Annotated in this window: 11 protein-coding genes; all 11 read left to right on the top strand. The window is 64.3% G+C overall.

Annotated elements, in window-relative coordinates; genetic code table 11:
- Positions 1-410 precede the first annotated feature (410 nt).
- The 11 genes from X265_RS08660 (at position 411) to X265_RS08610 (ending at position 15,525) form a co-directional block, all read left to right on the top strand.
- Positions 411-2,198 carry a peptide ABC transporter substrate-binding protein gene (locus X265_RS08660; protein ID WP_164938473.1) on the top strand — a complete coding sequence of 596 codons (1,788 nt, stop codon included), beginning with the start codon at positions 411-413 and terminating at the stop codon, positions 2,196-2,198.
- 163 nt (positions 2,199-2,361) lie between these two features.
- A complete protein-coding gene (locus tag X265_RS08655; RefSeq protein WP_128969187.1) occupies positions 2,362-3,240 on the top strand; it encodes a carbohydrate ABC transporter permease in 879 nt (292 codons plus the stop codon).
- The gene (locus X265_RS08650; protein WP_244659239.1) at positions 3,237-4,034 is read left to right on the top strand and encodes a carbohydrate ABC transporter permease; all 798 of its coding nucleotides are present in this window, start codon (positions 3,237-3,239) and stop codon (positions 4,032-4,034) included. Before X265_RS08655 ends, X265_RS08650 begins: the two co-directional genes overlap by 4 nt.
- Positions 4,035-4,279: 245 nt before the next feature.
- Positions 4,280-5,530 carry an ABC transporter substrate-binding protein gene (locus tag X265_RS08645; protein ID WP_128964426.1) on the top strand — a complete coding sequence of 417 codons (1,251 nt, stop codon included), beginning with the start codon at positions 4,280-4,282 and terminating at the stop codon, positions 5,528-5,530.
- Between the two features lie 129 nt (positions 5,531-5,659).
- A complete protein-coding gene (locus X265_RS08640) occupies positions 5,660-6,487 on the top strand; it encodes an AraC family transcriptional regulator (protein ID WP_128964425.1) in 828 nt (275 codons plus the stop codon).
- A 189-nt stretch (positions 6,488-6,676) separates the two neighbouring features.
- A complete protein-coding gene (locus X265_RS08635) occupies positions 6,677-7,687 on the top strand; it encodes a branched-chain amino acid ABC transporter permease (RefSeq protein WP_128964424.1) in 1,011 nt (336 codons plus the stop codon).
- Between the two features lies 1 nt (position 7,688).
- Positions 7,689-8,777, top strand: coding sequence for a branched-chain amino acid ABC transporter permease (locus X265_RS08630; protein ID WP_128964423.1), 1,089 nt, complete (start codon positions 7,689-7,691; stop codon positions 8,775-8,777).
- Entirely contained in the window at positions 8,770-9,552 is a 783-nt protein-coding gene (locus X265_RS08625) for an ABC transporter ATP-binding protein (RefSeq protein WP_128964422.1), read from the top strand. The genes X265_RS08630 and X265_RS08625 overlap by 8 nt, the downstream gene beginning before the upstream one ends.
- Positions 9,545-11,761, top strand: coding sequence for an ABC transporter permease (locus X265_RS08620; RefSeq protein ID WP_128964421.1), 2,217 nt, complete (start codon positions 9,545-9,547; stop codon positions 11,759-11,761). The genes X265_RS08625 and X265_RS08620 overlap by 8 nt, the downstream gene beginning before the upstream one ends.
- 3 nt (positions 11,762-11,764) lie before the next feature.
- A complete protein-coding gene (locus tag X265_RS08615) occupies positions 11,765-12,598 on the top strand; it encodes a phosphoenolpyruvate hydrolase family protein (RefSeq protein WP_128964420.1) in 834 nt (277 codons plus the stop codon).
- Positions 12,599-12,624: 26 nt separating this feature from the next.
- Positions 12,625-15,525: a flotillin family protein gene (locus tag X265_RS08610; RefSeq protein WP_128964419.1), complete on the top strand. Its 2,901-nt coding sequence runs from the start codon at positions 12,625-12,627 to the stop codon at positions 15,523-15,525.
- Positions 15,526-15,535 lie beyond the last annotated feature (10 nt).

The following is a 15,535-nucleotide window of genomic DNA, read 5'->3' as shown; positions in this document are numbered from 1 at the left end:
ATCGCGGAACGCGCCGCGCAGGCTGCTCCGGTCGCAATCATCGCGTTAATATAATGAGGGCCGCACGTGCAGGGCAATGGATTACCGAGAGCGGGAACCAGGCGCATGGCGGCATCCCGCGAGATGCAGGCCTTGAGGGAGCAGAATGCCTCCACAGCGTCGTTGCGAGCGCAGCGAACCAATCCAGACCACCATCGCGGAGAGATTCTGGATTGCTTCGCTGCGCTCGCAATGACGGAGCAAGGCGCGACAATATCGATCTTCTGCCGGCCTTCGAACTTGGAAAGGGATCTCCCTCGCTATTTCGCCGCACGCCTTCGACCTTTGCCGCCATTGCCGCCTCGGCCTGGATGCAACATGATGGGTTTCAGCCGGTGACGACTGTTCTTGTGGCAGGTGGAGGTCATCTGATGGACGAAAACGACATCCGCGGGTTCATCGCGGAGGTGAAGCAGGGCACGCTGTCGCGGCGCTCGTTCATCCAGGCCATGGGCGCGGTCGGCATCGCTGCGCCACTCGCCAGCCAGATCCTGCTCTGGAACGACGTGGCGATGGCCGACGCCACGCTCGCCTACAAGCCGACTAAGGCGGGCGGCGGCGGTCCGCTCAGGATGCTGGTCTGGCAGGCCCCCACCCTGCTCAATCCGCATTTCGCGCTCGGCACCAAGGACCAGGTCGCCTCGCGCGTCTTCTTCGAGCCACTCGCCGGCTGGGACAGGGAGGGCAACCTCATCCCCTGCCTTGCCGCCGAGGTCCCGACCAAAGCCAATGGCGGCCTCTCGGCCGACGGCACCAGCGTGATCTGGAAGCTGAAGCAAGGCGTGAAGTGGCACGACGGTAAGCCGTTCACCGCCGACGACGTCGTCTTCACGTGGGCTTACGCCGCCGATCTCGCCACCGCCGCCTACACCACCGGGTCCTATCAGAACATCACGGTCGAGAAGATCGACGACTACACCGTCAAGGTGATCTTCAAGGCGCCGACCCCGTTCTGGGCCGATCCCTTCGTCGGCTCGGTCGGCCAGATCCTGCCAAAACATCATTTCGCCGATTATGCCGGCGCGAAGTCGCGCGATGCGCCGGGCAATCTGAAGCCGGTCGGCACCGGCCCCTACAAATTCGTCGAGTTCAAACCGGGCGATCTGGTTCGCGCCGAACGCAATCCCGACTATCACGTCAAGAACCAGCCGTATTTCGATACGTTCGAGATCAAGGGTGGCGGCGATGCGGTCTCCGCTGCGCGGGCCGTGCTCCAGACCGGCGAATACGACTATGCCTGGAACCTGCTGGTCGAGGACGAGATCCTCAAGCGCATGGAGGCCGGCGGCAAGGGCAAGGTGGAGTTCACGACCGCCGGCGGCGTCGAGTTCATGATTCTCAACACAACGGACCCGTGGACCGAAGTCGACGGCGAACGCTCCAACGCGAAGACCAAGCACCCGACGCTATCGGACCCGGCGGTACGCCGAGCGATCAACCTGCTGATCGACCGCGACGGAATCCAGAAATTCATCTATGGCCGCGCTGCCGTCGCCACCGCGAGCTTCGTCAACCAGCCGACGCAGTTCAAGTCGCCCAAGCTTGCTTACGAGTTCAACATCGACAAGGCGAACAAGATCCTTGACGTGGCCGGCTGGAAGATGGGCGCGGACGGAATCCGCGAGAAGGACGGCAAGAAGCTCAAATACGTCTTCCAGACCTCGACCAACGCCCCGCGCCAGAAGACGCAGGCCATCGTCAAGCAGGCCTGCCAGAAAGCCGGCATCGAGATCGAGCTCAAATCGGTCACCGCCTCGGTGTTCTTCTCGTCCGATGTCGGCAACCCGGACACCTACTCGAAATTCTATTGCGACATGGAGATGTACAACACCACGATGCCGCAGCCCGATCCGGAGCGGTTCCTGAACCAGTGCGTCTCCTGGGAGATCGCGAGCAAGGACAACAAATGGCTCGGCCGCAATGTCTCGCGCTGGTCCGATCCAGAGGCAGACAAGGCCTACAAGGCCGCACAGCAGGAGCTCGATCCGGTCAAGCGCGCCGCGCTGCTGATCAAGGTGAACGAGATCTTCTGCGAAGCAGACGTGTTTCTCCCGCTGCTGTCGCGCTACATCGTCGGCGGCGCCGTCAACAACCTCATGACGGATATCTCGGGCTGGGATGTGACGACGTGGAATCTGGGGAGCTGGTATCGGAGCTGATCAACCGCGCATGAGCACCGCGCGGAACTGGGCTGCGCTACCGCCTCTTGGATTTGGACCGTGTGAGGCGCTAACTCACCCTCGATCGGGAATGCTGAAGGGCCTCGGTGTCAATCGAGGCCCTTTTTCGTGACCGGGCGCGTCCCCGTTGCAATCGTTCGAAATGAAGCCCTACGACAACAGAGCCTGGTTCCTGGTGCTCCCCGCGCTGGTCATCATGACCTTCGTCGGCATCCTCCCTCTGGTCGCCGTCACCAATTACTCCTTTCAGGACCTGTTCAGCCTGAACAATCCCTATTGGGTCGGCCTCGACTGGTACCGCAACATCGTCACGTCGGAGCGCTTCTACGCGAGCCTATTGCGAAGCTTTCTGTTTGCGGCCATCGTGCTCTCGATCCAGCTGCCGCTCGGCATCTGGATTGCGCTTTTGCTGCAGCGATCGCATCGCTTCATCGTCAGCACCGTCCTCGTCCTGATCACCCTGCCGCTGGTGGTGCCCTGGAACATGATCCCGGTGATCTGGCTCAACTTCATCAATCCCAATGCCGGTCTTGCCGGCCGGTTGCTGGCCTGGCTGGGCGCGGGTTTCGACTACAAGTTCAACCCGCTGCACACCTGGATCGTGCTTGTGGTGATGGACACCTGGCATTGGCTCGGCCTGGTCGTCGTGCTTGCCTATGCCGGCATCTCCGGCATTTCGCCCGCCTACTATCAGGCCGCAGCCATCGATGCCGCATCGCAATGGCAGGTGTTTCGCTTCATCCAGCTGCCGAAGATGAAGACCGTGCTGTCGATGGCGGTTCTGCTTCGCTTCATGGACAGCTTCATGATCTATGTCGAAGCCTTCCGCATCAACGCCGGAGGCCCCGACAGCGCCACCGCATTCCTCAGTCTCGATCTCGGCGAGGAGATTCAGGCGTTCAACTACGGACCCTCAGCCGCCCGCTCGATGGTCTATTTCCTGATCGTTCTGACGGTCGCATGGACCTTCAAGGCAGCCACGAGCACAAGGGCGCCCGTCGCGATGGAGCCCGCCAAGTGAAGTCGCTGAGATCGCTCGGGCGCATTGCACTGTTCGTGGTGGTCGGCGCCTTCGTCCTGGTGCCGCTGGCGCAGACGATCATCACCAGCCTCGTATCCACCTTGCCCCGAGCCGGGATTACGGAGGGGCATTTCAGCCTCGTCAATTACCAGAACATCCTTCATTCGCCGATTCTGAAACAATCGATTCTCAACTCCATCATCTATGTCGTCCTGAACGTCGCACTTTGCCTCGGCGTCGGATTGCCCGCCGCCTATGCGTTCGCCCGCTACAGCTTCATCGGCGACCGGCAGCTGTTCTTCCTGCTGCTGGTGTTTCGCATCACGCCGACCGTCGTGCTGTCGCTGCCGATCTTCGTTCTGTTCGCGCAGATCGGCCTGGAGAATACCCCGGTCGGCATCGCGCTGGTTCACTGCGTCTTCAACATTCCGATCGCGATCTGGATTCTGGAGGGCTTCATCGCCTCGGTGCCGCGCGAGTTCGACGAGACGGCCTTCCTGGACGGCCATTCGCTTCCCGGCTTCTTCTTCCGCCACCTCGTTCCGGCGATCGCGCCGGGCATCGGCGTGGCCGCCTTCTTCTGCTTCATCTTTTCCTGGGTGGAGGTGGTACTGGCTCGTATCCTGACGACCACAGGCGGCAAGCCGATCACCATGGCCATCAACGCTCTGTTCGGCTTCCGCACCGATTTCGGCCTCGTCATGGCCATGACCGTCCTCGCTCTCGTCCCCGGAATGGCGATGATCTATTTCGTGCGAAATCACCTCGCCCAGGGTTTTGTGATCCGCACGTGACGTCAGACGCAGCGCCAGTCCGCGTGCGGAACGCGCGAACCTGCTGCACCGCGGAACGATTTGCGACGCACCATTCAAAATGAGACTGCCCGTTAAGCCGCACACGGCTTCGACGCGTGCGCTGCATCCGAGTTCGGTTAGCCTTCCTCCCAAGAAGCGCCGACCTTGCAAAAGCATCGCACCACGCGGCGGTTGCGCGAGGTGCGGTGCCGAACAACGACAAGAACGCCCCAGGGAGGAGAGCAATGTTGAAAGGCAGTCTAGGACTGATTGCGCTGAGCAGCCTGCTATTGTCGGGCACCGCCTTCGCACAGGAAAAGATCAAGGTCGGCGTCACCGCGACGCTCGAAGGTACCTACACCGTCCTTGGCGAGGACGGCATCCGCGGTTTCCAGACCGCACTCAACGTGCTCGGCAAGAAGGTCGGCGACAAGGAGCTCGAATTCGTCATCGCCTCGACCGACGCCACACCTGATTCCGCGGTCCGCGCGGTGCGAAAGCTGATCGAGCAGGACAAGGTGCAGATCCTGCTGTCACCGCTGTCCGGAGACGAAGGCATCGCGGTCAAGAACTTCGCCAAGACCCACCCCGAGCTGACTTTCATCAACGCCGCCTCGGGCGCCCAGGAAACGACCTATGTCGATCCTGCGCCGAACTTCTTCCGCTACAACATGGACGGCGCACAGTGGCAGGTGGGCCTCGGCAAGTATGCCTATGAGACCAAGGGTTACCGAAAGATCGCGACCGTCGGCGAAGACTACTCGTTCATCTACACCCAGGTGTTCGGCCTCGTGCTCGAATTTTGCGGCGCCGGTGGCCAGGTCACCAACCGGCAATGGGTGCCGCTCGGCACCAAGGACTTTGCCTCGGTCATCGCCGCCCTGCCCGACGATGTCGACGCAATCTATCTCGGCCTCGGCGGCGCGGATGCCGTCAACTTCCTCAACCAATATCAGCAGGCCGGCGGCAAGGCGCATCTGATGGGTGGCTCGATCATGATCGACCAGACCATTCTGTCGTCCAAGGGCAATGCCAAGAGCGCACTGATCGGCACGCTGGCTGCGAGCGGCCAAGCCGATACCTGGGAAGATCCGCGCTGGCAGAAGTTCGTGAAGGATTATCAGGACGCCTTCCCGCCGAACAAGCGCTTCCCGAGCCCGTCGCTGCTCGCCACCAACTACTATGGCTCGACCATGGCGTTGATCCTGGCGCTCCGCCAGGTCAATGGCGATCTCTCCAACAACCAGGCCAAGTACAAGGAAGCCCTTGCCAAGATCGAGCTCGATGCACCCAACGGCAAAATCAAGCTCGATTCCAACCGTCAGGCGATCGGCACAAATTTCGTCACCGAAGTGGTCGACGACGGCAAGGGCGCGCTGTTCTCGAAAGTCGTGAAGGTGATCCCGGACGTGAACCAGACGCTGGGCTACGACCCCGCGGTGTTCGCCAAGATTGGTTTGCCAAGCCGTACAGTACCGGAATGTAAGAAGTACTGACGTAGTCTCGTTCGCGAGCGATGACTGGCCAGGGAGAGGTTTGCAAAGGGCGCTATATTGCTCCCCCTTGCATTCTCTCCCAGGTTGTTGAACGCTGTCGGAAAAGCAAGAGCTACTGGGAGGGAAGGCATGAGCCGCGCGCTCGCCGTCTTCCACGGCCGTTTCGGCCGGGCGACGGTCTATCAGTTGAACCGCCCTTTCAATATCCACGCACATCGCGAAGGTCATTTGATCTTCCATGTCGGGGGGCGTCCCGCATCCATCGACGTCAGCGATGGACGTTACGAGCTCACGGAAAGTTCCGTGGTTGCGGTCAATCCATGGGAGCCGCACAATTTCCTGCCCTCCGATCTCGACGGCGGTGCTGTCTTCTTCGTGCTCTATGTCAATGCGGAGTGGTTTGCGCCCGATGTGCCCGGCGCCGACCGGCTGCGCTTCGGTCGGACGCAATTCACCCGGACGCAGGCGCTTGACAGGCAAATCAGGCATGCTGCCGCCCTCGTGTGCGGTGCCCCCTCGCTCAACAGCCTCGACGGCGAGCTGAGACGTCTGATCGACGTCTGTTACGACGAAAGCTGGCAACAGGCCAGGATCGCGCGCGATCCGCGTGCCAACGGTTCGGTCACCGATTTTCGCGTGCGCAAATGCATCAAGATGATGTCGGAGAGCCCCGGCGCCGAGATCGAGCTCGACACCATCGCGCGCGAATCCGGACTGTCGCGACCGCACTTCTATCGGCTGTTCCGCACCCAGACCGGGGTCACGCCCCACCTCTATCTCAACACGCTGATGATGGAGCAGGCGCTGGAGGCGCTGGTGGCGAGCGAGGTGCCGATCGCCGACATCGGCTTCGATCTCGGTTTCTCCTCGCAGAGCGGTTTCACCCGCTTCTTCGCCGCCAATGTCGGCATGGCGCCGACGGATTATCGCCGCGCGGCCAAGGTTTTGCGCGCCTAAGGGGCGCGCGAAAAGATACTCACGATCAAATGCCCCTCTGTCAGCCCCATTAGGATAGGCGGAACGCGATCCCGGCAAGAGGATCGTGCACGGTAGGGAGCGCATAATCATGGCAGGGCTTGCGGCCGGCAACGGTCTGCGTGCCCCTTCGCCCCGCTTGCGGGGAGAGGGGAAGACGGAGCGGCGATCATGACCCGCTTTGTCGAGCGCCATCCTGCCTGGGCGCTGATCGTCATCATCGCGGTCGCCGTGGCGCTGTGGTTGATCTTCGCGGTGTGGCCGCCCGGCCTCGAAGAGGCCATCGGCCGCAAGCGGGTATTCCTCAACGCGCTCTTCAACGGCATCACGCTCGGCGGCCTCTATTTTCTCGTCGCCAGCGGTTTCACGCTGATCTTCGGCCTGATGCGCAATGTGAACCTCGCGCACGGCTCGCTCTACCTGTTCGGCGGCTATGTCGGCTACGCCATCAGCGCCTCGACCGGCTCCTGGATCCTGTCTTTCATTGTGGCCTTCATCCTGACGGCACTGGTCGGCGTGCTGCTTCAGGTCCTCGTATTTCGCCGCATGGAGGGCCAGGATCTGCGCCAGACCATGGTGACGATCGGGCTCTCGATCGTGTTCGCCGATCTCATGCTGTGGGCCTGCGGCGGCGACTTCTACCAGATCCAGACACCTAACTGGCTGATCGGTCCGATCGAGCTGCCGCTGATCACCGCGGTGAAATCCTCGGGCGAACCGGTTTACCTGCGCTACCCGCTGGTACGCCTCGTGATCTTCCTGGCTTCCGTGATCATCGGCATCGCGATGTGGCTCGCGCTCAACCGCACCCGGATCGGAATGATCATCCGCGCCGGCGTCGACGATCGCGACATTCTCGCCGCGACCGGCGTGCGTATCCAGGTCGTCTTCGTGCTGGTCTTTGCGCTCGGCGCCGGCCTTGCCGGCATCGCCGGCGTGGTTGGCGGCACCTTCCAGTCGCTCTCACCCGGCGAGGACATCCGCTTCCTGCTCGCCTCGCTCGTCGTCGTGATCGTCGGCGGCATGGGCTCGATCCCGGGGGCCGCGCTCGGCGCGCTGATCATCGGCCTCGCCGAGCAGCTCGGCTCGGTCTACATCCCGACCTACGCCATCGTCGTGACCTTTCTGATCATGGTGCTGGTGCTGGCGCTTCGGCCGCAGGGCCTGCTTGCGAGGCGCTGACATGTCGGTCACCCACGATGCGCCCATTCAGGTCCGAAACTCCGCCGCGACGGCGCAGCGGCCGGCCGTGCGTGGCTGGCCCGACATCGACAATCCCGCGGCCTGGATCGTGGCGGTCATTCTCCTGATCATGCCCCTGATCGCCAACGGCTTCTTCCTGATCGAGATCTTTGCGACTACGCTGATCCTCGGCACCATCGCGCTCAGCCTGATGTTTCTCGCCGGCTATGGCGGCATGGTCAGCCTGATGCAGCTAACCATCGCGGGCTTCTGCGCCTACATGGTCGCGGTGTTCGGCGTCAGCGGCAACGCCAATATCAGCCTGGGCTGGCCGTGGTGGCTGGCGGTGCCGATGGCGCTGACGCTGGCGACGCTCTTCGGCACGCTCGGCGGCGCGCTCGCGGTGCGGACCGAGGGCATCTACACCATCATGATCACGCTCGCGATCGGCGCGGCCTTCTATTACTTCACCAACCAGAACTGGGCGATCTTCAACGGCCACACCGGCATCAACAATGTCGCGACGCCGCATTTCTGGGACGTCGACTGGCGGGCGGACATTCCCTTCTATTATGTCGTGCTTGCGATCGCCGCGCTCTGCTATTTCGCGGTTGACTACATCTCCCGCGCGCCGTTCGGCCTGGCGCTGCAGGGCGTCCGCGACAATCCCCGCCGCATGGCCGCGCTCGGCTTCAACGTCAATGCGCATCGCGTCGCAGCCTATGCCGTCGCCTCTTTCATCGCGGGCCTCGCGGGCGTGCTGCAGGTCTGGAACTATCGCCAGATCTCGCCGGGCTCGGTCAGCGTCGGCGCCTGTATCGATATCCTTATCATCGCCGTGGTCGGCGGCATCACGCGGCCGGTCGGGCCCTATATCGGCGCACTGGTCTTCGTGCTCCTGCGCACCTTCGCGCTCGACTTCCTGGTCAAGATCGGGCTCGACGGCAACCGTTTCCGCCTGCTGATCGGACTCGGCTTCCTCGCCATCGTGTTCTGGTCGTCGGACGGCGTGATCGGCCTGTGGCAGCGCTGGCGTCGGAGCCATCGTCTTCAGCCGGATCCCGCGGGCGGAGGGCGCCGCCATGGATAGTGTCGCCCAGCGCCTTTCCGCAGTCGGTGCCGGTGCGGCGCTCGAGCTGCGCGGCGTCACCCGGCTGTTCGGCGCACTGGCGGCGCTCACCGACATCACCATCACGGTGCGCCCCGGCGAACGGCGCGCCGTGCTCGGCTCCAACGGCGCCGGCAAGACCACGCTGTTCAACTGCATCACCGGCGACTTCCCACCGACATCAGGCACGATCCGCTTTTTCGGCGAGGATGTCACGCACTTCCCGCCCTATGAGCGCATCCGCCGCGGGCTCAGGCGCACCTATCAGATCTCCGCGCTGTTCCCGGGCCTCACCGTGCAGGAAAATGTTTACCTCGCCTGCCGCGGGGTCTCGCGCGGCCGGTTCTCGTTCCTGCGGCCTGGGCAGAACGATGCGTTGATGCACGCCGCTGACAATCTGGTGCAGGCGGTGCATTTGAGCGCGGTGAAGGACCAGCGCGTCGCCGAGCTTGCGCATGGACAGCAGCGTCAGCTCGAGATCGCCTTGGCGCTCGCAGGTGCGCCGCGCTTCGTGCTGTTCGACGAGCCGGCCGCCGGTCTCTCGCCGACCGAACGCGGCGAGCTGGTGGAGATCCTCACCTCGCTGCCGGACCATATCGGCTATATCATCATCGAGCACGACATGGACGTGGCGCTGCGCGTCGTCGAGAGCGTGACGATGATGCATAACGGCCGCATCTTCAAGGAGGGCGTGCCGGAAGAGATCCAGTCCGACCCCGAGGTGCAGGAACTCTACCTCGGAGGCGGCCATGAGTGACGTCCGCCGCTCCCCCGCAGCACTCGAGGTCCGCGGTCTCGATGTCTATTACGGCCATTCGCATGCCTTGCAGGGCGTCGACCTCTCTCTCGACACGGGCGTGTTCTCCGTGGTCGGCCGCAACGGCATGGGCAAAACCACGCTGTGCAAGGCGATCATGGGCCTTGTGCCGGTCAGCGGCGGATCGATCCGCGTCCGCGGCGAGGACATCACACGGAGGCCACCGGCCCAGATCGCGCGGCTCGGCGTCGGCTACGTCCCGCAGGGCCGCCGGCTCTGGCGCTCGCTCAGCGTCGACGAGCATCTGCGGCTCGCCGGCGGCATGCGCGCCGGCGCCTGGACGGTCGAGCGCATCTACGACACCTTCCCGCGGCTCGCCGAACGACGGGACCATGGCGGTGGCCAGCTCTCCGGCGGCGAGCAGCAGATGCTCGCGATCTCGCGCGCGCTGCTGACCAATCCGCATCTGCTGATCATGGACGAGCCGACCGAGGGGCTTGCGCCCGTCATCGTCGCCCAGGTCGAGGAAATGTTGATCCAGCTCGGCGAGGACGGCGATATGTCCGTACTCGTGATCGAGCAGAACATCGGTGTCGCCACTGCCATCTCGCGCAATGTCGCGATCATGGTCAACGGCCGCATCAATCGCATCATCGACTCTGTGCGGCTCGCCGCCGACCGCGAGTTGCAGCAGCGCCTGCTCGGTGTCGGGCTTCACGCCGAACTCGAACCGGACATTGATGCGCCCGCCGCTGACAGCGACTCGAAGCCGGCCCCGCAGCCTGCGCGTAGCAGCGGCCCGATCCGCATCTACATTTCCAATCCTGTCACGCCGACACGCTGGTCGCAGCCGGTCCCGATCGGACGTATCGAGGCCGCGGCACGTACGCTCTCGACCCAGGTCGCGCGCCTCGACGAGACGGCGCGGCGCAGGCGCGAGCCGGTGACGACGGAGGCTTCGGGGCCGCCCGTCGTGCTGGTCGTCGGCACGCTCGACACCAAGGGCACGGAACTGCGCTTCATCCGCGATATCATTGCGGAGACCGGCCTCCGCACCCGCCTGGTCGACGTCTCCACCAGCGGCAAGCACGGCACGTGCGATGTCTCGGCCCAGGAGATCGCGCTGAATCACGGCCGCGGTGGCTCTGCCGTGTTCGGCCCGGACCGCGGTGTTGCGGTGACGGCGATGGCGGATGCGTTCGCGAACTGGATCAAGCGCCAGGGCAATATCGCCGGTGTGATCTCGGCGGGCGGCTCGGGCGCGGCATCGCTGGTCGCGCCGGCCATGCGTGCCCTTCCGGTCGGGGTGCCAAAACTGATCATCTCCTCTGTCGCTTCGGGCGACGTGGGCCCCTATGTCGGCCCCGCCGACATCACCATGATGTATTCGGTCACCGACGTGCAGGGTCTCAACTCGATTTCGCGCGCGGTGCTGTCGAACGGCGCCCATGCGATCGCCGGCATGGTCAAGGCGCGACTCGATCAACGCGAGACCAGCGAGCGAAGTACTAGCGCCGCCTTGCCCTCGGTCGGCATCACCATGTTCGGCGTCACCACGCCGGCGGTCTCGAAGATTGCCGCCGATTTGCGCGGCGACTTCGAATGTCTCGTCTTCCATGCCACCGGTGTCGGCGGCCGCTCGATGGAGAAGCTGGTCGAGTCCGGCCAGCTCGCCGGCGTGATCGATCTCACCACGACCGAGATCTGTGACCTCCTGATGGGCGGCGTGTTTCCCGCCACGGAGGATCGCTTCGGCGCTGTTATCCGCACCCGTGTGCCCTATGTCGGCTCGGTCGGCGCGCTCGACATGGTCAATTTCGGCGCACCCGACACCATCCCCGAGCGCTACCGCGGCCGCAAGTTCCACGTGCACAATCCGCAGGTGACGTTGATGCGGACGACGGCGGAGGAGAACGAGCGCATCGGCCGCTGGATCGGCGAACGGCTGAACCAGATGGACGGACCGGTGCGCTTCTTCCTGCCCGAGGGCGGGGTCTCCGCACTTGATGCCCGCGGTCGGCCATTCTGGAATCCGGAGGCCGACGCCGCCCTGTTCCGAGCGCTGGAGCGCACGGTGCGGCAGACGGGCAATCGGCAACTGATCCGCCTCAAGCAAAACATCAACGATCCCGAGTTCGCCTCGACCATCGTGAGCGCATTCCGAACGCTGTTCGGCCGCGCCGGGGCGCGCCGGAGAGTGTCGAGGTGACCGATGGCCCGTTTTGAACGCGCAGCCCTGTTGAAACGGTTTCGCGAGATGGCAAGACGCGGCGAGCCGATTGTCGGCGGCGGCGCCGGCACCGGCTTGTCGGCCAAGTGCGAGGAAGCCGGCGGCGTCGATCTCATCGTCATCTACAATTCCGGTCGTTACCGCATGGCCGGGCGCGGCTCGCTCGCGGGATTGATGCCCTACGGCGACGCCAACGCCATCGTGCTGGAGATGGCCGGCGAGGTGCTCCCCGTCGTCAGCAAGACGCCGGTGCTCGCCGGCGTCAACGGCACCGATCCGTTCCGCGACATGGACGTATTCCTCGACCAGCTCAAGACGCTCGGCTTTGCCGGCGTGCAGAACTTTCCGACCGTTGGGCTGATCGACGGCGTGTTCCGCGCGAACCTTGAAGAAACCGGCATGTCCTATGCGCTGGAGATCGACATGATCGCCAAGGCGCGCGAGAAGGACCTGCTGACGACGCCCTACGTCTTCAGCGAGAAGGAAGCCGCCGCGATGGCGATCGCCGGCGCCGACATCATCGTCTGTCATCTCGGACTCACCACCGGCGGCACCATCGGCGCGCAGACCGCGCCTAAGCTGAAGGACTGTCCGGCGCGCATCGACACCTGGGCCTCGGCCGCGCTCAGCGTCAATCCGGACATCCTGGTGCTTGCCCATGGCGGCCCGATCGCGGATCCCCAGGATGCCGACTTCATCATGAAGAACACCCGCTACTGCCACGGCTTCTACGGCGCTTCCTCGATGGAGCGACTGCCGGTGGAACGGGCTCTGACGGAGCAGGTCCGCAAATTCAAGGCGATCGGCGCGCCATAACGCCTGAAAGATCGAGGGAGGGAAACATGTCAGGGATCCTGGTCGGCGAGCTCATCCTCTGGCTGATCGTCGCTGTTATCGTCATCGTGGTCGGCGTCTACATCGTCAATTGGCTCTATCAACGCTCCTCAAAGGAGGTGTCGTTCGTCCGGACCGGTTTCCTCGGTGAACGCGTGGTGATCAACGGCGGCGCCTTCGTGATGCCCTTCATCCACGCCTACACGCCTGTGAACATGAACGTGCTGCCGATGGGCATCGTACGCTCGAGGCAGGATGCCGTCATCACGCGCGACCGCATGCGCGTCGACATCGAGGCGGACTTCTATGTCCGCGTGCAGCCGACCCGCGAGGCCGTCTCGATTGCGGCCGCAACGCTCGGGCGCCGCACCATGGAGCCGGAGCAACTCCACGCGCTGCTCGCCGGCAAATTCATCTCCGCGATCCGCTCCGTCGCTTCCGAGATGACCATGGAGGAGATGCATGAGCGGCGCGGCGATTATGTCGCCCGGGTCAAGACCAATGCGGCGGAAGCCCTCGCCCAGAACGGTCTCGAACTCGAATCCGTCGCCATCACCGATCTCGACCAGACCGACCTTGAATTCTTCAACCCCTCGAACCGCTTCGACGCCGAAGGCCTGACCCGGTTGATGGAGGAGATCGAGCAAAGGCGCAAGCTGCGCAACGACATCGAGCAGGACTCGATGATCAAGATTCGAACCCGCAATCTGGAAGCCGAACGGCAGGCACTCGAGATCGAGCGGGAAAGCGAGACGGCGCGACTGGAGCAGGAACGCGACATCGAGATGCGACGCGCGCTGCAGCGCACGGAAGTTGCCCGCGAAAGGGCCCTGCGCGAGACCGAAGCCGAGCAGGCACAGATTTCGGCGCGCGAAGCCATCGAGCGCGCGCGCATCGCCAACGACCAGGCGATTGCCGAGGCCCGCATCGCCTCGGAGCGCGAGACCCGTCAGAAGGAGATCGAGCGGACCCGCACCATCGAGGAGAAGGAGCTGCTGGCGCGCGAGGAGATCGAGAAGACAAGGATCGCCAACCAGCGCTCGATCGATACCACCCGCATCGCCTCCGAGCGCGAGGTCCGTCAACGCGAGATCGAGCGGATGCGAACCGTCGAGGAGGCCGAGATCGCCGCGCGCGAAGCCATCGAGAAGGCTCGCATCCAGCAGGACCGGGTCGTGACCGATGCCCGCATCGCCAACGAAGAGGAGACGCGGCGCCGCGAGATCGAGCGCTCCCGTGCCGTGGACGAGGCCGAGATCGCCGCGCGCGAGGCGACCGAAAAAGCGCGTATCGCCCAGACCTTGATCGTGAATGTCGAGCGTATCTCCTCGGACGAGCGCACCCGCGCGCTGGAGATTCAGCAGGTCCGCACCATCCAGGAGGCCGAGATCGAGGCGCAGCGCGCCGTCGAAGCCGCCCGCATCGCCAGGGAGCGGACGCTCGCCGCCGAGCGCATCGCCGCCGAGCAGAGCACGCGGCAACTGGAAATCGAGCGCAACCAGGCGCTCGACGTCGCCGGCATTGCCGCGCGCGAGACCACGGAGGCCAGCCGAATCGCCCAGGAAGAGCGCGTGCGCTCGCTCGAGATCGCTCGCAACCGCGCCGTCGAAGAAGCCGACATCGCCTCGCGCGAGGCGATCGAGGCGGCCCGTATCGCTCAGGAGAAGGCAGTTGCGGCCGAGCGGATCCAGGCCGAACGCGAGACCCGCGCGCTCGAAATCGAACGGACCGGCGTCCTCGAAGCGGCCGAGCTGAAGCGGCGCGACGCAATCGAGCGCCAGCGCATCACGGTCGATCTCGCGCTGGAGGCCGAACGGATCAACTCGTCCAAGAAGCGCGAGGTGCTCAATATCGAGCAGAAAAAGGCGATCGAGATCGCGGACGAGGACCGCGTCATCGCCCTCTCGGTGAAAAAATCCGAGCGGATCGATGCGGACCGCCAGGTTCGGCAGGCGGAGATCGTCGCCCGCAAGGAGGTCGAGACCACCGATGTCTCGCGCGAGCAGGCGCTGGAAGCCGCGCGGCTCGAGCGGCGGCGCGCCATCGAGCAGCTCGAGGTCGCGCGCGTCCAGTCGCTGCAAGAAGCCGAGATCGCCTCGCGCGAAGAGGTCGAACGCGCCCGCATCGCCTCCGACCGTGGCCTCGACGAGGCCCGGATCGGTCGCGAGCGCGAGCTGCGTAAGTTGGAGGTCAATCGCGAGAAGGAGGTCGAGACGGTCCTGATGGAAAAGGCGATCGCCATTCACCAGAAGTCGCTCGAAGAATCCGCTGCCCGGGCCGCGGCCGAAGAGGCCCGCATGCGCGCGACGGAAGCGGCCGAGCGCGTCGTCACCGCCCGCGAGAGCGAGATTGCCAAACGCCGCAAGACGGTCGAGGTGCTGCTCGCTGAGAAGCAGGCTGAGGAGACGAGGATCGCCGCGGACGCCGAGCGTGTCCGCGCCGCAGTCGAGGCTGAGGCGCAGCGGATGCTCAACGAGGCTGAGAACGTGCTGACGGATCAGGCGCGCTACTCGCTGTTCCGCCGCAAGCTGCTCGACAAGATCGAGGGCATCGTGCGCGAGAGCGTCAAGCCGATGGAAAAGATCGAGGGCATCCGCATCCTGCAGGTCGATGGTCTCAACGGCAATGGCAATGGCGGCAATGGCGGCCGCAGCGCCACCGACGAGGTGATCGACTCCGCGCTGCGCTACCGCGTCCAGGCGCCGCTGATCGACTCCATACTGTCCGATATCGGCGTCGAGGGCGGCAGCCTTGCCAAAATGCCGGGCCTGATCCGCGAGGCTCGCGACATGCAAGGCATCAAGGATTCCGCACGCAAGGGCGGTGGCGACAAGTCGGCGGCAGCGCCGCCTGCGGCTGAAGGTGGCGGTGAACCGCCGGCCGAGCGCGGTCCGCGCAAGAAGAGCTGAGGTCCGACCC

It is taken from the genome of Bradyrhizobium guangdongense (assembly GCF_004114975.1).
Taxonomy (GTDB): domain Bacteria; phylum Pseudomonadota; class Alphaproteobacteria; order Rhizobiales; family Xanthobacteraceae; genus Bradyrhizobium; species Bradyrhizobium guangdongense.
The sequence above is the reverse complement of the archived record's forward strand: the minus strand, read 5'-3'. Positions and strand labels throughout refer to the sequence as shown.